At 53.1% G+C, this 16292-nt stretch carries 18 protein-coding genes and 1 other annotated feature; of the genes, 10 read left to right on the top strand and 8 right to left on the bottom strand.

The window, feature by feature from the left end; genetic code table 11:
* The first annotated feature begins 28 nt into the window (after nt 1–28).
* From rplS to FND52_RS09160, 5 genes are all read left to right on the top strand, one after another.
* Nucleotides 29–376, top strand: a complete 348-nt coding sequence (gene rplS, locus FND52_RS09180; protein WP_125294809.1) for a 50S ribosomal protein L19 — start codon at nt 29–31, stop codon at nt 374–376.
* A gap of 131 nt (nt 377–507) precedes the next feature.
* Nucleotides 508–1158, top strand: a complete 651-nt coding sequence (locus tag FND52_RS09175; protein ID WP_144130589.1) for a hypothetical protein — start codon at nt 508–510, stop codon at nt 1156–1158.
* A gap of 44 nt (nt 1159–1202) precedes the next feature.
* On the top strand, nt 1203–1385 hold the full coding sequence (locus tag FND52_RS21930; RefSeq protein WP_144130588.1) for a YdcA family protein: 183 nt from the start codon (nt 1203–1205) through the stop codon (nt 1383–1385).
* A 151-nt stretch (nt 1386–1536) separates the two neighbouring features.
* Nucleotides 1537–1962 carry a DUF2946 domain-containing protein gene (locus FND52_RS09165; RefSeq protein ID WP_280114068.1) on the top strand — a complete coding sequence of 142 codons (426 nt, stop codon included), beginning with the start codon at nt 1537–1539 and terminating at the stop codon, nt 1960–1962.
* Between the two features lie 53 nt (nt 1963–2015).
* Entirely contained in the window at nt 2016–3395 is a 1380-nt protein-coding gene (locus tag FND52_RS09160; RefSeq protein ID WP_144130587.1) for a PepSY-associated TM helix domain-containing protein, read from the top strand.
* 3 nt (nt 3396–3398) lie between these two features.
* On the opposite strand, the gene FND52_RS09155 is transcribed toward FND52_RS09160, so the two are convergent.
* The 4 genes from FND52_RS09155 to FND52_RS09140 form a co-directional block, all read right to left on the bottom strand.
* Complete coding sequence (locus FND52_RS09155; RefSeq protein WP_144130586.1) at nt 3399–3881, bottom strand: OmpA family protein; 483 nt, start codon at nt 3879–3881, stop codon at nt 3399–3401.
* Between the two features lie 18 nt (nt 3882–3899).
* Nucleotides 3900–5120 (bottom strand): diguanylate cyclase DgcN/YfiN, encoded by a 1221-nt coding sequence (dgcN, locus tag FND52_RS09150; protein ID WP_144130585.1) that lies wholly within the window; start codon nt 5118–5120, stop codon nt 3900–3902.
* Nucleotides 5113–5637, bottom strand: coding sequence for a regulatory sequestration protein YfiR (yfiR, locus tag FND52_RS09145; protein ID WP_144130584.1), 525 nt, complete (start codon nt 5635–5637; stop codon nt 5113–5115). The genes dgcN and yfiR overlap by 8 nt, the downstream gene beginning before the upstream one ends.
* A gap of 172 nt (nt 5638–5809) precedes the next feature.
* On the bottom strand, nt 5810–6184 hold the full coding sequence (locus tag FND52_RS09140) for a DUF2799 domain-containing protein (protein ID WP_144130583.1): 375 nt from the start codon (nt 6182–6184) through the stop codon (nt 5810–5812).
* A gap of 275 nt (nt 6185–6459) precedes the next feature.
* Here FND52_RS09140 and aroF point away from each other — a divergent pair, with 275 nt between their 5' ends.
* The gene (aroF, locus tag FND52_RS09135; RefSeq protein WP_144130582.1) at nt 6460–7530 is read left to right on the top strand and encodes a 3-deoxy-7-phosphoheptulonate synthase AroF; all 1071 of its coding nucleotides are present in this window, start codon (nt 6460–6462) and stop codon (nt 7528–7530) included.
* 9 nt (nt 7531–7539) lie between these two features.
* The gene (gene tyrA / locus FND52_RS09130; protein ID WP_144130581.1) at nt 7540–8661 is read left to right on the top strand and encodes a bifunctional chorismate mutase/prephenate dehydrogenase; all 1122 of its coding nucleotides are present in this window, start codon (nt 7540–7542) and stop codon (nt 8659–8661) included.
* A gap of 38 nt (nt 8662–8699) precedes the next feature.
* On the opposite strand, the gene pheA is transcribed toward tyrA, so the two are convergent.
* From pheA to bamD, 4 genes are all read right to left on the bottom strand, one after another.
* Nucleotides 8700–9860, bottom strand: coding sequence for a bifunctional chorismate mutase/prephenate dehydratase (gene pheA / locus FND52_RS09125; RefSeq protein WP_144130580.1), 1161 nt, complete (start codon nt 9858–9860; stop codon nt 8700–8702).
* Nucleotides 9861–9881: 21 nt separating this feature from the next.
* Nucleotides 9882–10007, bottom strand: a sequence feature (Phe leader region).
* Nucleotides 9959–10006 carry a pheA operon leader peptide PheL gene (gene pheL, locus FND52_RS09120; RefSeq protein WP_125294913.1) on the bottom strand — a complete coding sequence of 16 codons (48 nt, stop codon included), beginning with the start codon at nt 10004–10006 and terminating at the stop codon, nt 9959–9961. It overlaps the preceding feature by 48 nt.
* 97 nt (nt 10008–10104) lie before the next feature.
* Complete coding sequence (gene raiA, locus FND52_RS09115) at nt 10105–10437, bottom strand: ribosome-associated translation inhibitor RaiA (RefSeq protein WP_125294798.1); 333 nt, start codon at nt 10435–10437, stop codon at nt 10105–10107.
* A 264-nt stretch (nt 10438–10701) separates the two neighbouring features.
* On the bottom strand, nt 10702–11439 hold the full coding sequence (gene bamD, locus FND52_RS09110) for an outer membrane protein assembly factor BamD (protein ID WP_125294797.1): 738 nt from the start codon (nt 11437–11439) through the stop codon (nt 10702–10704).
* Nucleotides 11440–11575: 136 nt separating this feature from the next.
* Here bamD and rluD point away from each other — a divergent pair, with 136 nt between their 5' ends.
* The 3 genes from rluD to clpB all read left to right on the top strand — a co-directional run bounded on the left by rluD (nt 11576) and on the right by clpB (nt 15988).
* Nucleotides 11576–12556 (top strand): 23S rRNA pseudouridine(1911/1915/1917) synthase RluD, encoded by a 981-nt coding sequence (gene rluD / locus FND52_RS09105; protein ID WP_144130579.1) that lies wholly within the window; start codon nt 11576–11578, stop codon nt 12554–12556.
* A complete protein-coding gene (yfiH, locus tag FND52_RS09100; protein ID WP_125294795.1) occupies nt 12553–13284 on the top strand; it encodes a purine nucleoside phosphorylase YfiH in 732 nt (243 codons plus the stop codon). The genes rluD and yfiH overlap by 4 nt, the downstream gene beginning before the upstream one ends.
* A gap of 130 nt (nt 13285–13414) precedes the next feature.
* Nucleotides 13415–15988 carry an ATP-dependent chaperone ClpB gene (gene clpB / locus FND52_RS09095; RefSeq protein ID WP_125294794.1) on the top strand — a complete coding sequence of 858 codons (2574 nt, stop codon included), beginning with the start codon at nt 13415–13417 and terminating at the stop codon, nt 15986–15988.
* Nucleotides 15989–16292: the final 304 nt, after the last annotated feature.

Below are 16292 nucleotides of genomic sequence, written 5' to 3'. Positions count from 1 at the left end.
CAGTTTACCCAGGATAAGAGATTAAATTATGAGCAACATTATTAAGCAAATTGAACAAGAGCAGATGAAGCAGGACGTACCTTCCTTCCGTCCGGGTGACACCGTGGAAGTGAAAGTATGGGTTGTTGAAGGTTCCAAAAAACGTCTGCAGGCATTTGAGGGCGTGGTTATCGCTATCCGTAACCGCGGTCTGCACTCTGCATTCACTGTTCGTAAAATCTCCAACGGCGAAGGTGTTGAGCGTGTATTCCAGACTCACTCACCGGTAGTTGACAGCATTACTGTTAAACGTCGTGGTGCCGTTCGCAAAGCTAAACTGTACTACCTGCGTGAGCGTACTGGTAAGGCAGCTCGTATCAAAGAGCGCCTGAACTAAGATTCGCTTAAGCGACATCCAAAAAGTTAGTGCGAATACAAGGGGTTGGCGTAATGCCAGCCCCTTGTTTTTTGCTTACAGGAACCAGATCGTTACTGTGTTAAGGATTGTTTCGCAAGGATGGGAAAATCATGGACAGGTCACTCCTCTTTTTTTACGGGTTATTCATCGTATTTGTGGGCTACTATGCCTGGAAAGCCAAAAAACAACGGGTTCTCACAAGTACTCTTTGGCAACTGGCCGCGCTTGTTATAAGTATGATTCTTGCCTCGCTGATTGCTGAGTCGGGCACCGGAACATGGTGGGTTATTGTTGTCGTCATTAGCTTTGCGTTATTGGCTGGCGGGATGATACTTTTTCTGGGTATTAAATTTCGTCGCGGTAAAAAACAGTATCAGGCAGCGCTTAACATCATTAAAAGCCAGGGTGCGGCGGGTCTCTATACGTTACTGCACGACGAATCTGACCAGCGCCTGGACTGGCAAGTGATTTATTTGCCGGAACAAAATACCTTAGAAATTGGTGCAAATATTTATTACCAGAAATGGGTGCTGTTTAAAAAATATTACCTACGCACCCTTTCAGGCCGGACGGTTTATTTTGTACCTGACCTTCTCCTGGTGGAGGTCGATCTCAGCAGGAATGGGCTTTACGCCCTTGGTATGTTTGTGCGGCATAGCAAAGAAACGGCTGAGTCAGTGAGGCATTATGCGGATGCGATTAAAAGTGGAGTCAATCAGCCATGGAGGCTTGTTGATGACGATCAACAGCAAAAGCGCTAAATGGCCGAGCTCTGACAGGAACATTTTGACAAGGAACTCTATCGATGAAAGTCCGTACATTATTTCTCCTCCTTCTTTTTTTAGCTTTATTCGGTGCATCGGCGTTCAGTAACGCAGCTAATTACCCGTGTTCTAAATCAAAAGGGGGCGTCTCGCACTGTACTGCTGACGGTAAATTTGTATGCAATGACGGCAGCATCAGCCGTTCAAAAAAGGTTTGTCGTTAATGGCTGCTTTGCTTTAAGCAAATTTATACAGCGTTATAAAATCGCAATGTAAAAAGCTGCTTTCTGAAAGCAGCTTTTAAGTTTTGAAGGAACGTTTTCATTAACCTTCTGGACGCAAATCATTTACAATGCCCTCTCTTCTGGAGGGGATGTGAAGACAAGTTTAGCGCAATCACACAGCACGAAAAGAGCGGCATGGGCGGCGCTGTTTGCCATGTTGTTGATTCTCGTTGCGCCGCTAATCTCGATATCTCTCCATAACGCCCGTATTACCGACGCCGCTCCGCCATCTCACTCCCAGCATCATCAAGAGATGCCCATGCATGACAGCATGGCAGAACACGTTCATTCCCCTGGCCTGACGATGGTCGATCATGCCGAAGCCTGCGGCTACTGTGTGCTGTTAAGCCATGTGCCGGGGATATTATTGCTTGCCCTGGCGCTGGTTTACGCGCTGTTGCGCCATATCGGACGGGTGAATTACCCCGCCGTCGCCGTTGTTTACCCTTCTCAGATCTGGCTACGGCCCGCACCCCGGGCACCGCCGGTAGCGTCTGCTTTTTCCCTTACATTTTGACTATGACGTCTCTCCACCGGAGGGACCACCCGTACTTTATAAAAAGGAAAAGTATGACCACCTGCACCCAACGCCAGGCGTGGATCACGCTATTGCGGCGGCTCCATTTCGCCATTGGCTTATTTGTCGGGCCGTTTATTTTTGTCGCGGCGCTATCGGGCACGCTCTATGTGGCGACCCCCCAACTGGAAAATGTTGTTTACGCATCGGCGCTGAACGGCAGCAAGGATGGGGAGCCGCAACCGCTTGCCCGTCAGGTTGATATTGCCGAACAGTTCACCCACCACGCGCTGCGTTTACATGCCGTCAGGCCCGGTCTGGAAGCAGGCCAAACCACGCGGGTGATGTTCAGCGATCCGTCGCTGGGCGTATCCGAACACCGGGCGATATTTGTCGACCCGGTAACGCTCGCGGTAACGGGCGATTTGACCGTTTATGGCACCAGCGGAATACTCCCGCTGCGCCAGGGTATCGATTATCTGCACCGCTCGCTATTGTTAGGGGATTTCGGGCGGATATATAGCGAGCTGGCGGCGTCATGGATGTGGATCGCAGCGCTGGGCGGCATTGTTCTGTGGTGGGTAACGCGGCCTGCACGCAAGCGTAAGCCGGTCAAACGCAGCCGATTTATGGCGGCGAGGCAGTTACACATCACGCTGGGCCTGGTGTTGCTGGCAGGGCTGTTGCTCTTCTCCGCGACGGGGCTCACCTGGTCGCAGTATGCGGGCGGCAATGTCGATAAACTGCGCGCCGCGCTGGGTTGGATGACGCCGCAGGTCAATACGGCGATAGCTGGCGAGGCGGCTGCGGCCGACCCGCACGCCGAGCATCATGGGCACCACCATGGCGCGATGGCGGCGCATGCGCCTAATAGCGCCGATTTCGACCGCGTGATGGCTGTGGCGCAGCAAAACGGTCTCCATGCCAGCCTGGTAGAGATTCGCCCACCGCGTAGCAGTAATCAGGCCTGGACGGTCACGGAAATTGACCGACGCTGGCCGACGCAGGTTGACGCGGTGGCGATAAACGGTGAAACCCTGCAGGTTATCGACCAGACTGACTTCACCCAGTTCCCGTTGATGGCGAAACTCACCCGCTGGGGCGTGGATTTCCATATGGGCGTCTTGTTCGGGTTGATTAATCAACTGGCGCTGGTGGGCTTTGGCGCCGCACTGTGCGTACTGATCGTTATGGGTTACCGCCAGTGGTGGCTGCGGCGTCCGGCTGCGGCAGCCAAAAATCCGGCGCAAACGCTGTGCGATGCGTGGCTGCAACTCTCTATTATCGGGCGTGGCTGTGTACTGGTTATTACGGCTGCGGCAGGGTACGCCATGCCGGTGATGGGGTTCAGCATGCTGCTGTTTTTATTGATTGATGTTATACGCTGGAAGCGAGCGCAGCGCCGTCAGGCTACTGCACCCGCCGTAAGCTAAGCCTCAGGGCGTGCTGATGACCACCGCAACACGACGGTTTTCGGCACGTCCTTCACCGGTTTTATTGCTGGCGACAGGGAATTTCTTACCTAAACCCTGGGTAATAAAATTACTGCGCGGCAGATTCGCGCCTTTTGCCCACGCATCGGCCACGATATTGGCCCGTTTAAGGGAAAGCGCTTCATTGTAGCTGTCCTCTCCGTAATTATCGGTATGGCCATCCATGCGCGCATGTTTTAAACCATGGGAAGAAAGATTCGCCGCCATGGTTTCAATCTGGCTGTAGCTTTCAGGACGCAGTTGATACTGGTTTTTATCGAACAGAATGGTATCTGATAAGCCCAGCGACCAGTCGCCGTTACTTTCGCTAAAGCCGTAAGACTGCATGGCTGCGACTTGCTCAGGGGTAAATTTGCCCTGCGGCGTCTGGCAGCCGGTTAACAGGAATGCAGCGAGAACGGCGGGAGCAAAAAAACGGGGCAACATAATGATCTTCCTTTGTGATTATCCAAACGCCAGTCGGCGCTTACTCTTGTCGTGATACATGTTCTTGTCGGCGATTTCCATCAGGGCTTCCGGCGTCGCTGTACATTTCGCCAGCGCGTAGCCGATGCTCATTGATAGCACCGTCGTTTCGCCATTGTTCAACAGAATTGGCGGCAATAGCGCCTGACGTAAATCGGTAATGCACATCAGTAATTCATCGGTGGAATGAACGCCGGTCAGCAAAATTGCGAACTCATCACCGCCCAGACGATAGGCACAGTGCGTTTCGCCTGAGAAGTTGCGTAAGCGTTGAGCGGCCTCAATCAGTACACGGTCGCCCGCGGCATGACCCCAGGTATCATTAATCTGCTTGAAGTTATCACCATCCATGAAAAGCAGCGCGGCGTCGATTTTACGGCTTCTGTCATTCATCATGGTTTCAACGGCCTGGCGAAACGCCGTGCGATTGGCCAGACCAGTCAACGGATCGTGGGTGGCGCTGATCAACAGCGAGGCGTTTTTACGCTGTAATTGCGTTTGCCAGGTTTCCATCTCGTCCAGCAGCGTATTGAAGTCCTGCCCGAAGCGGTGAAATTCTTCTATGCGCTCGGCGGATACCCGCCTGGAAAAATTACGGTTCGTCTGCACGTCATGAGCGACTTCAGTAATATTATTGAGCGCGTTAACCATGCCTTTGTGCAAGTAACGGGTAATTGACAGGGAGATGCAGGAAGCCAGGATCAGGCAGGCGGTCAGTACGCCGAGCGAGGTCCAGACGAAATGGGTAATAATATTATCCATGGCGGTCAGGCGGATCTCGCCCAACACGCTGCCATTGTGATAAATCTGCTGAACCACCGGCGTCGGGAATACCCATTTACTGACCAGGCCGCCCATCACGTCACGATCGTTTTCCGCGGTACCTGACCAGTCGGCAATAATCTCTCCCATGTTGTCCACGACCTGCGCGCTGGCGAATTGACCCTGCGCGCCAAGGGCGGCAAGCGTGTCATAAGCCGCCGGGCCATCACGAAATACCATGGCGGCTTCAAGCGTATGGCTGATGGAAACGCTCAGTAAACGAAGGTTATTCTGCGCATATTGTTTCAGAGTCAGCATGGATGAGACGGAAAGCAGCAGCCAGACGATAATCATGGTAATCACGACGCTTATCATGCTGATGCGCCGTAACGTTCTTTTGAACGTTGGCCGAGGCATAGAGTTGATATCCTTAATCATGATTATTATTCCGTGCGAGCATCAGTACGTCCGGATTGACCCGCACACCGCTACGGGACAATGAGTCGAGATTTACCGCGAACTTAACCGGGGTGACATTAATATTCAGGCAAAACGAACTGCCAATCAGGCACTGGGTATTTTGCTCAGCGATTAATAATAAAGGGTGTGGCTGATAAGCCTCGATTAATTTCGCCTGTTCTTCAGGTCGTTCTTTTCCAAAATAAATACCGTCACATTGCGACGCTAATGCCTGTTCACTGTTTTCGACGATAACCGGCGTATAGGATAAGGGTGTAATATTATCGTTAACTAATTTCGCCAGCCGGGAAGAGCTAAAAATACAAATGCGCGGTGCCGCAGAAAGGCTGGGCCAACGGGTATAGCTGATAATGCCTGAGACAATACGCTGCACGGCTTCGTCGTTATTTGTGCCTGACGAAGGAAGTTCCGCTATCGAAGGTATCGCCACCATCATCAATACTAAATAAATCGCTCGGAAGTGCAGCACAGGCATGTTGTGGGTTCCAGCAAAAGCAGTGACGCGTAATACTTGTTACAGAATATATTCTCGGATAATAACATTTACCGTTGGGTTCGTCATTATCTCCACGCCATAAGAATGCAAAGGGATAGCGGTGAGGCAGAATAGTGAACACGAAAAAGAACAGCGTAAATTTTTAAGCTATTCAATTTAATATTGAATCTTCGCTGGCACCGGTATCGCCCTGTTTCCAACGCGCGCGCAATTGTGGGGTTTGTTCAAGATTTTCACAGGTGGCTGGGAAGCTTCTGCCGCTCAATCCCCAGACATATAAAAAATCATCCTGGCAGAAACGCTGCTGACCGCGCTGATAGCCTTTTTTATAAGCGGCGATGTCGATGTGTGCGTCATCATACTCAAGAGCAAGCCGTTGCCGATCTTTTGCCAGGCTGCCCGACATCGCATCATCCACGCCGATTTCATACCAGTTTCTGTCGCTCCAGGTTGGCGCATGGGTGTAGGGATCTATCTGACAACCCGTCATAAGCAAGATGCCAAGAATAACCAATACCTGATGCATGGGAGCAACCTTAAGATGTGTTTTTAATTATGCAAAACGTAGCGCAAAAACAACATTAGTCAGGAAATTTTTTACAGAACGGTGATTAATTATGAGTGTGTAAATAATTGATTACACACTGCCTGTTATTTATCCTAATAAAGATGGCTTAAATTTGTTGTTGTAACGAAAAATTTACGGAATGTGGATTGAAATCTTTACCGCTTATGGTAAGGTAACGCCTACCTCAGTGAGGTAAAGACTATCGCAAACGAGCAAATTTAAGGGTCGCAATCATGCAAAAAGACGCGCTGAATAACGTTCATATCGCTGATGAACAGGTTTTGATCACTCCGGATCAATTGAAGGCAGAATTCCCGCTGACGCTGGAACAGGAAGCGCAAATCGCGCACTCCCGCGAGACCATCGCCAATATTATTGCCGGACGCGATCCGCGCCTGCTGGTGGTATGTGGACCTTGCTCGATCCACGACCCCGAAGCGGCCATTGAATATGCTCGTCGGTTTAAAACCCTTGCCGAACAAGTCAGCGATACGCTTTATCTGGTTATGCGCGTCTATTTTGAAAAACCCCGGACCACCGTTGGCTGGAAAGGGTTGATTAACGATCCCCACATGGATGGCTCGTTTGATGTCGAAGCTGGCCTGAAAATCGCCCGCAGCCTGCTGGTCGAACTGGTCAATATGGGGCTGCCGCTGGCGACCGAAGCGCTGGACCCCAACAGCCCGCAGTACCTGGGCGATCTGTTTAGCTGGTCCGCCATTGGCGCGCGCACCACCGAATCGCAAACCCACCGCGAAATGGCCTCGGGTCTTTCTATGCCGGTGGGCTTTAAAAATGGCACCGATGGTAGCCTTGCGACCGCCATCAACGCCATGCGCGCCGCCGAGCAATCTCACCGCTTTGTCGGTATTAACCAGGCGGGCCAGGTTTGCCTGCTGCAAACCCAGGGCAACCCGGACGGCCATGTGATTTTGCGCGGCGGTAAAGCGCCGAACTACAGCCCGGCGGACGTGGCGCAATGTGAAAAAGAGATGGAACAGGCGGGACTCCGCCCGGCGCTGATGATAGATTGCAGCCATGGTAATTCCAATAAAGACTACCGCCGCCAGCCGGGCGTCGCCGAATCGGTCGTCGCGCAAATTAAGGATGGCAACCGTTCGATTATCGGCCTGATGATTGAAAGCCATCTGTTCGAAGGCAATCAGTCTTCCGAGCAACCGCGCAGCGCAATGAAATACGGCGTATCGGTAACCGATGCCTGTATCAACTGGGAAACCACCGACGCGCTGCTACAGGAAATCCACAACGATCTGAACGGTACGCTCGCGGCGCGTTTCGCATAAGAGGTTATTATGGTTGCAGAATTGACCGCACTGCGCGATCAAATCGATGAAGTGGATAAGGCGCTGCTGGGGCTACTGGCGCGCCGCCTGGAGCTGGTTTCGGAAGTAGGCGAAGTGAAAAGCCGTTATGGCCTGCCGGTCTACGTGCCAGAGCGCGAGGCGTCGATGCTGGCGTCTCGTCGTCAGGAGGCCGAACAGCTTGGCGTCTCGCCGGATCTGATTGAAGACGTGCTGCGCCGGGTAATGCGCGAATCCTATGCGCATGAAAATGACAAAGGCTTTAAAACGCTGCATCCGACGCTGCGTCCGGTAGTGATTGTCGGCGGGGCGGGGCAGATGGGGCGTCTGTTTGAGAAGATGCTACAGCTGTCTGGCTATCAGGTGCGTATCCTTGAACCGCAGGACTGGCCGCAGGCGGAAGCCCTGGTTGCCGATGCCGGGATGGTGATTGTCAGCGTGCCGATCCACGTCACCGAGCAGGTGATTGCTAAACTGCCGCGACTGCCGGATGACTGTATCCTCGTCGATCTCGCATCGGTGAAGAATGGCCCGTTACAGGCGATGCTGAGTGTGCATAGCGGTCCGGTACTGGGCCTGCATCCCATGTTTGGCCCGGACAGCGGCAGCCTGGCGAAACAGGTGGTGGTCTACTGTGATGGACGCCAGCCGGAAGCCTATCAGTGGTTCCTGGAGCAGATTCAGGTATGGGGCGCGCGTCTGCACCGCAGCAGCGCCGTGGAGCATGACCAGAACATGGCGTTTATTCAGGCGCTGCGTCACTTTGCAACCTTCGCCTACGGTCTGCATCTGGCAGAAGAGAATGTACAGCTTGAGAAATTGCTGGCGCTGTCATCGCCAATCTATCGGCTGGAGCTGGCGATGGTTGGACGGCTGTTCGCTCAGGACCCGCAGCTGTATGCGGATATTATTATGTCGTCGGCAGATAATCTGGCGCTGATTAAGCGCTACTACCAGCGCTTTGGCGAGGCGATTGGCTTACTGGAGCAGGGCGATAAACAGGCATTTATCAACAGCTTCCGCAAAGTCGAACACTGGTTTGGCGATTACGCGCAACGCTTCCAGACCGAAAGCCGGACTCTGCTGCGCCAGGCGAACGACAGCCGCCAGTAAACTGAAAAAGCCAGCGAATTCGCTGGCTTTTTTATCGATTACGCCGGATCGACCGGCACCACGTTTTCGCTGGGATAGCAGCCCAGCACTTTCATTGATCGGGTGATGTCGGTGAGCTCGCGCAGCGCCTGCTGCATTTCCGCCTGCTGAACGTTGGCCTGCACGTCCAGATAGAACATCTCTTCCCACGGGTTGCCGTTAATGGGCCGCGATTCCAGGCGAGTCATGATCAGATTGTGATTACGCAGCACCAGTAACGCTTCTACCAGAGCGCCTGCCTGCTGGCCGGTCGCCATCAACAGGGTGGTTTTCGCCGGAACCTGATCGGAAACGTGAATCGCTTTACGCGCCAGCACCACAAAGCGGGTGATGTTCTGGGTCTGGTTCGCCAGATTGCGTTCCAGCACCTGTAAGCCATACAGCGCGCCGCCGGCTTCGCTTCCTAACGCCGCTACTTTTGGCGACTTCATCTGCGCCACTTTTTCCATAGCGGCGGACGTGCTTTCACAATACTCAATTTTCCAGTGTGAATAGCGGTTCAGGAACTGGCTGCACTGCTGGAACGGCTGCGGATGGCTGTAAATGGTTTCGATGCTTTCCAGGTCGGTAGAACCCGATACCAACACGCAGTGATCGATAGGAATAGTTAATTCGCCGACGATAGACAGGCTGGTGTGCTGGAGTAGGTCGTAGACATCGTTAATCGCGCCGGAGCTGGTGTTTTCCAGCGGTACCACCGCGTAATCTGCCTGGCCGGTTTCCACCTGGTTAAAAATCTCATGGAATTTGGCGCAGCCGCTTTCAATAAATTGCTCAAAATGGCGAGCGGCATATTGACGCGCCGCCAGGTGCGAGTAAGAGCCTTTCGGGCCCAGAAACGCCACGCGTGCCGAGTGCGGATTGGTTTGGTTGAGATGCTGTTGAAGCAGCGCCTGCTGGGTAAGAACAGAATCTTCAATAATCAGCTGAAACAGACGGGTGATATAATGCGCATCAAGATGGTGGGCCTTGCCGAGGTTAATCAGCTTATCCAGCAGATCGCGCTCGCGGTCGATATCCCGCACCGGGCGATGCGTGGCCAGCTTGGCTTTGCCTACTTCCACCGCCAGGGTGCGACGTTCGGCTAACAGCGCCAGTAATTTCTCATCCAACGCACTGATTTTATCCCGCAGAGCCAGTAAAGGGTTTTCCGCTGTCATAACGCTACCTTTTTTATAGTCATAAAAAAGGCCCCCCGATTTGGGAGGCCTGTTTGTTCGTCTTCGCATTCTTTATCACATGACGAAAAGCCTCCCGTTCAGGGGAAGGTAAAAAAGAATGCGAAGAAGAACGGCAGTTGTTTCATAACATGTTCCTTGAAAAAGTACGGATTACACTACCCGCACTGTTTTCGCTCTGTCAATAAAAAACGCGCCCGGAGGCGCGTTGTTGGTGTTTGAGTGATTACTCTTCTTCCGCGAAGCTAACGTCTTTAACTGAAGGTACTGCGCGACGTGCTTCCCCTTTGTGCTGCACTTTATTCAGTTGTCGCTCCAGTTTGTTAATGAGTTCGTTAATAGCCGTATACATATCTTCGTGTTTTGCGCTGGCGACAAGATGGCCGTTTGGCGTATTCATGGTGGCGTCAGCGACGAAGCCTTGAGGTTCTCTGGATAATATTATGTGCGGATTAATTAAGTGAGTTTGCCATTTATCCAGTTTAGCGAGACGGTCTGTGACATGCTGGCGAATAGCCGGAGTGATTTCCATTTGTTTGCTGGTAATGTTCATTGTCATAAATTTTACCTCTCGTCTTTCCCGTCTTGGTGATTCCAGCATACCGTCCTGAGTGTCAAAATGTGTGATGTAAATCACGTAAATTTGTCACTTTTTGTCAACTAAACTGTTTTGTGAGGCAGGACAGGAAGAGGGCATTTTTCCCTTGTCGGATCGCCTTTTTCAGGCCATATTTGATGGGATGACTTCGCGCTAAACCCAGCTAAACCGGGATCGCGGGTATAAAAAAAGGCAGCCAGGCTGCCTTTTTTACATTGATAACAATCAGGTATTGCTGCCGTTTGCGGCGATGATTTTGGCGACTTTCTCCGCCTGCGCATTCATCTGCATTTCGCGGTAGGCGTTTTCCATTAACTTCAGGCCATCACGGGTAGCCTGAGTATCCGGATAATCACGCAGCATCCCTTCCACACGGTTGACCACGGCCACATACGCACCACGTTTAGTGTAATATTCGGCAACCGACAGCTCATACTTCGCCAGGCGGTCTTTCAGGAACACCATACGTTTGGTGGCGTCTGTAACGTACTGGCTCTGCGGATAACCGCGGGTCAGCTTCGCGAAGTCGCGGAAAGCGTCGCGCGCGTGTTGCGGATCGCGGTCAGAACGATCGACGCCGAAGAAACCTTGCAGCGCGCTATCGTCCAGCGCCATGTTAGTCAGCCCGCGCATATACATCACGTAGTCGATGTTCGGGTGAGTCGGGTTCAGACGCATAAAACGATCGATGGAAGCCTGAGCCAGCGGAAGATCGGCGTTTTTGTAGTACGCATAGATCAGATCCAGCTGCACCTGCTGGGAATACGGCCCGAATGGATAACGATTATCCAGCGCTTCCAGTTGCGTTATTGCCGCTTTCCAGTTACCGTCCTGCAGTTTTTGCTGAGCAGTCGCGTAAATTTCAGATGGCGGATTATCAGGGACCTCTTCCTTAGAACCGGAGCAACCCGCCAAAGCCAGGCTCAACGTGGCGGCAGCCACCAGATATTTCATGCGCGTCATGACGTTTTGACTTTCCTCAGAATGTTTTACTTGTGCGGGAGATTGACAGTTCCTGCTCCCGGTTAAGACCAGCTACAATAGCACACTATATTATACGGCGAAGCCGTAAATCCCAACGTAAACGAAGAAGCAGTATATGGCACAACGAGTACAACTCACTGCAACGGTGTCCGAATCTCAACTCGGTCAACGCTTAGATCAGGCTTTGGCCGAAATGTTCCCTGATTATTCGCGATCGCGGATAAAAGAGTGGATTTTAGACCAGCGCGTCCAGCTCAACGGCAAGATTAGCGATAAGCCAAAAGAAAAAGTGTTCGGTGGCGAAAGCGTGGTTATCGATGTAGAAATCGAAGAAGACGCCCGCTTTGAACCCCAGGATATTCCGTTGAATATCGTCTATGAAGATGACGACATTCTGGTCATCAACAAACCGCGCGACTTCGTGGTGCATCCCGGCGCGGGCAACCCAGACGGCACGGTGCTCAACGCGCTGCTGCACTACTATCCGCCGATTGCCGACGTGCCGCGCGCGGGTATCGTGCACCGTCTGGATAAAGACACCACCGGTTTGATGGTGGTGGCGAAAACCATTCCGGCGCAAACCCGCCTGGTGGAATCCCTGCAGCTGCGCGAGATCACCCGCGAGTACGAAGCGGTGGCGATCGGTCATATGACCGCAGGCGGAACGGTGGAAGAACCGATCAGCCGTCACCCGACGAAACGTACCCATATGTCCGTTCATCCGATGGGTAAACCTGCCGTTACCCACTACCGGATTATGGAGCATTTTCGGATTCATACCCGGCTGCGGCTGCGCCTGGAAACGGGGCGTACCCATCAAATCCGCGTACACATGGCGCATATCACTCATCCGCTGGTGGGCGACCAGCTGTACGGTGGACGTCCGCGCCCGCCGAAAGGGGCGTCCGACGAATTTATTCAGGCGCTGCGCCAGTTCGATCGCCAGGCGCTACATGCGACTATGCTGCGTTTATATCATCCGATTACCGGTATCCAGATGGAATGGCATGCGCCTATCCCGCAGGATATGGTTGATCTCATCGATGCGCTGCGTGCTGACTTTGAAGCGCATAAAGACGACGTTGATTGGTTATGACACAACTCATTATCCCCGACTGGCCATTGCCAGCGGGCGTTGCGGCCTGTAGCAGCACCCGCGTCGGCGGCGTAAGCGTTGGGCCGTATGCATCGCTCAATCTGGGCGCGCATTGCGGCGACAACGCCGATGACGTCGAGGAAAATCGCCGTCGGTTATTCGCTGCCGCGCAGATGCCCTCCAGACCGGTGTGGCTGGAACAGGTACACGGCAACGCGGTGTTACGCCTGACCGGTGAGCCGTATGCCACAAAACGTGCCGATGCCTCCTGGAGCGATACGCCTGGCACGGTTTGCGCTGTCATGACCGCAGACTGTTTGCCGGTGCTATTCTGTAATCAGGCGGGCAGCGAAGTGGCTGCCGCGCATGCGGGATGGCGGGGATTATGTGACGGCGTACTGGAAGCGACCCTCGCGAGTTTTAACGATCGCCCGGAAAATATCATGGCGTGGTTAGGCCCGGCGATTGGCCCACAGGCGTTTGAAGTGGGCGATGACGTGCGCGATGCGTTTATCGCCAAAGACGGCCAGGCCGCCAGCGCGTTTCGTCCAGTAGGTGAAAAGTATTTCGCCGATATTTATCAGCTTGCGCGCCAGCGTTTAACGGCGGCTGGCGTGACGCAAATCTACGGCGGCGACCGCTGTACCTTTACTGAAAAGAGTGATTTTTTCTCATACCGCCGTGACAGAATCACTGGCCGTATGGCAAGTTTCATTTGGCTGATATAACCTAGCGAATCAAGACGATCCAGAACGCGTTGTTTTCTTTTCACATAATTCAGGTCATTCACCTTGAATAATTGAGGGATGACCTCATTTAATCTCCAGTAGCAAATTTGACCTGTTTATGGGAGGAGTTATGCGTCTGGATCGTCTTACTAATAAATTCCAGCTTGCTCTTGCCGATGCCCAGTCGCTCGCACTGGGGCACGACAACCAATTCATCGAACCCTTACATCTTATGAGCGCCTTGCTGAATCAGGAAGGGGGTTCCGTTCGTCCTTTACTTACCTCTGCGGGTATCAATGCCGGCAAGTTACGCACGGATATCGATCAGGCGTTAAGCCGTTTGCCGCAGGTGGAAGGCACCGGTGGCGACGTACAGCCGTCGCAGGATTTAGTGCGCGTCCTCAACCTTTGCGACAAGCTGGCGCAAAAGCAGGGCGATAACTTTATTTCGTCAGAACTGTTTGTTCTGGCTGCGCTTGAGTCGCGCGGCACGCTGGCCGATCTGTTAAAAGCGGCGGGTGCCAATACCGCGAACATCACTCAGGCGATTGCGCAAATGCGTGGAGGTGAAAGCGTGAACGATCAGGGGGCTGAAGATCAGCGCCAGGCATTGAAAAAATATACTCTCGATCTCACAGAGCGTGCCGAGCAGGGCAAACTTGACCCGGTGATTGGCCGCGACGAAGAGATCCGCCGCACGATTCAGGTGTTACAGCGTCGTACCAAAAACAACCCGGTGCTGATCGGTGAACCTGGCGTGGGTAAAACCGCCATTGTCGAAGGGCTGGCGCAGCGTATCGTCAACGGTGAGGTGCCTGAAGGCTTAAAAGGCCGCCGCGTCCTGGCGCTGGATATGGGCGCGCTGGTGGCTGGGGCGAAATATCGCGGCGAATTTGAAGAGCGCTTAAAAGGCGTGCTTAGCGATCTTTCAAAGCAGGAAGGTAACGTCATTCTGTTTATCGACGAATTGCATACCATGGTTGGCGCGGGTAAGGCCGATGGCGCGATGGATGCCGGGAACATGCTGAAACCGGCACTGGCGCGCGGTGAGCTGCACTGCGTCGGCGCTACCACGCTGGATGAGTATCGTCAGTATATTGAGAAAGACGCCGCGCTGGAGCGTCGTTTCCAGAAAGTGTTTGTCGCCGAGCCGACGGTGGAAGACACCATCGCGATCCTACGTGGCCTGAAAGAGCGTTATGAACTGCACCACCATGTGCAGATCACCGACCCGGCTATCGTGGCGGCAGCCACGCTGTCGCACCGCTATATCGCCGATCGCCAGTTGCCGGATAAAGCTATCGATCTGATCGATGAGGCGGCATCCAGCATCCGTATGCAGATTGACTCCAAACCGGAAGAGCTGGATCGGCTTGACCGGCGCATCATTCAGCTGAAACTGGAACAGCAGGCGCTGCTGAAAGAGTCGGATGAAGCGAGCAAGAAACGCCTTGATATGCTGAATGACGAGCTTTCTGATAAAGAGCGTCAATATTCAGAGCTGGAAGAAGAGTGGAAGGCGGAGAAAGCCTCGCTTTCCGGTACTCAGACCATCAAAGCCGAGCTGGAGCAGGCTAAAATCGCTATTGAGCAAGCGCGCCGCGTGGGCGATCTGGCCCGGATGTCAGAATTGCAATACGGGAAAATCCCGGAGCTGGAAAAACAGCTGGCCGCCGCGACGCAAAGCGAAGGCAAAACCATGCGCCTGCTGCGTAATAAAGTTACCGATGCGGAAATCGCTGAGGTGCTGGCGCGCTGGACCGGCATCCCGGTGGCCCGCATGATGGAAAGCGAGCGTGAAAAACTGCTGCGTATGGAGCAGGAACTGCATCAGCGGGTGATTGGCCAGGATGAAGCGGTCGAAGCGGTTTCCAACGCCATCCGCCGTAGCCGCGCCGGATTGTCCGACCCTAACCGCCCGATTGGTTCGTTCTTGTTCCTTGGGCCGACCGGGGTAGGGAAAACCGAGCTATGTAAAGCGCTGGCGAACTTTATGTTCGATAGTGATGACGCGATGGTGCGTATTGATATGTCCGAGTTTATGGAGAAACACTCCGTGTCACGCTTAGTCGGCGCGCCTCCGGGATATGTCGGCTATGAAGAAGGCGGATATCTCACCGAGGCGGTGCGTCGCCGTCCTTATTCCGTCATCCTGCTGGATGAAGTGGAAAAAGCGCATCCGGATGTGTTCAACATTCTGCTGCAGGTGCTGGACGATGGCCGTCTTACCGATGGGCAGGGCCGGACGGTGGATTTCCGCAATACGGTAGTGATTATGACCTCCAACCTGGGGTCCGATCTGATTCAGGAACGCTTTGGCGAACTCGACTATAGCCATATGAAGGATCTGGTCCTTAATGTGGTAAGCCAAAACTTCAGACCGGAATTCATTAACCGTATCGATGAAGTCGTGGTCTTCCACCCGCTGGGCCAGAAACATATCGCCTCGATTGCGCAGATCCAACTGCAACGGCTGTACAAACGGCTGGAAGAGCGTGGATATCAGGTTGAGATGTCTGATGAGGCGCTACAGCTGCTGGGTGAAAACGGATATGACCCGGTTTATGGCGCAAGACCGCTCAAACGCGCTATTCAGCAGCAAATTGAGAACCCGCTTGCTCAACAGATTCTGTCTGGCGAGTTGATTCCGGGTAAACCAATTGAACTGGCTGTTAAAGACGAACGTATCATTGCGCGACAATAAGTGCTGGCGATCGCAAAAACGGGCTCCTGAGAGCCCGTTTTGTTTATATACCAGGCAAACCAAGACCCTTTTATAGGGCTTTGCTTGAAATGTGAGCGAACGAAAACTTTTTTGAATTTAACGCTTGTCAGATTCTGATTACTCCCTATAATGCGCCACCACTGACACGGAACAACGGCGAATAAGCCGGCCGGTCAGCGAAGTCCCTCCGGGGAGTTCGGCGGAGAAAAGCGAAAATTAACGCTTGACTCTGAAGCGGGAAGTCGTAATATACGCACCCCGCGCCGCTGAGAAAAAGCGAAGC

This window comes from Atlantibacter subterraneus, assembly GCF_007570865.1.
In the GTDB taxonomy this organism is placed as follows: Bacteria; Pseudomonadota; Gammaproteobacteria; order Enterobacterales; family Enterobacteriaceae; genus Atlantibacter; species Atlantibacter subterraneus.
This window is presented reverse-complemented; position numbering and strand designations above follow the sequence as displayed.

Coding starts and splice junctions, on each gene's coding strand:
- rplS (WP_125294809.1), top strand. CDS start 29: ATGAGCAACATTATTAAGCAAATTGAACAAGAGCAGATGAAGCAGGAC.
- FND52_RS09175 (WP_144130589.1), top strand. CDS start 508: ATGGACAGGTCACTCCTCTTTTTTTACGGGTTATTCATCGTATTTGTG.
- FND52_RS21930 (WP_144130588.1), top strand. CDS start 1,203: ATGAAAGTCCGTACATTATTTCTCCTCCTTCTTTTTTTAGCTTTATTC.
- FND52_RS09160 (WP_144130587.1), top strand. CDS start 2,016: ATGACCACCTGCACCCAACGCCAGGCGTGGATCACGCTATTGCGGCGG.
- FND52_RS09155 (WP_144130586.1), bottom strand. CDS start 3,881: ATGTTGCCCCGTTTTTTTGCTCCCGCCGTTCTCGCTGCATTCCTGTTA.
- dgcN (WP_144130585.1), bottom strand. CDS start 5,120: ATGATTAAGGATATCAACTCTATGCCTCGGCCAACGTTCAAAAGAACG.
- yfiR (WP_144130584.1), bottom strand. CDS start 5,637: ATGCCTGTGCTGCACTTCCGAGCGATTTATTTAGTATTGATGATGGTG.
- FND52_RS09140 (WP_144130583.1), bottom strand. CDS start 6,184: ATGCATCAGGTATTGGTTATTCTTGGCATCTTGCTTATGACGGGTTGT.
- aroF (WP_144130582.1), top strand. CDS start 6,460: ATGCAAAAAGACGCGCTGAATAACGTTCATATCGCTGATGAACAGGTT.
- tyrA (WP_144130581.1), top strand. CDS start 7,540: ATGGTTGCAGAATTGACCGCACTGCGCGATCAAATCGATGAAGTGGAT.
- pheA (WP_144130580.1), bottom strand. CDS start 9,860: ATGACAGCGGAAAACCCTTTACTGGCTCTGCGGGATAAAATCAGTGCG.
- raiA (WP_125294798.1), bottom strand. CDS start 10,437: ATGACAATGAACATTACCAGCAAACAAATGGAAATCACTCCGGCTATT.
- bamD (WP_125294797.1), bottom strand. CDS start 11,439: ATGACGCGCATGAAATATCTGGTGGCTGCCGCCACGTTGAGCCTGGCT.
- rluD (WP_144130579.1), top strand. CDS start 11,576: ATGGCACAACGAGTACAACTCACTGCAACGGTGTCCGAATCTCAACTC.
- yfiH (WP_125294795.1), top strand. CDS start 12,553: ATGACACAACTCATTATCCCCGACTGGCCATTGCCAGCGGGCGTTGCG.
- clpB (WP_125294794.1), top strand. CDS start 13,415: ATGCGTCTGGATCGTCTTACTAATAAATTCCAGCTTGCTCTTGCCGAT.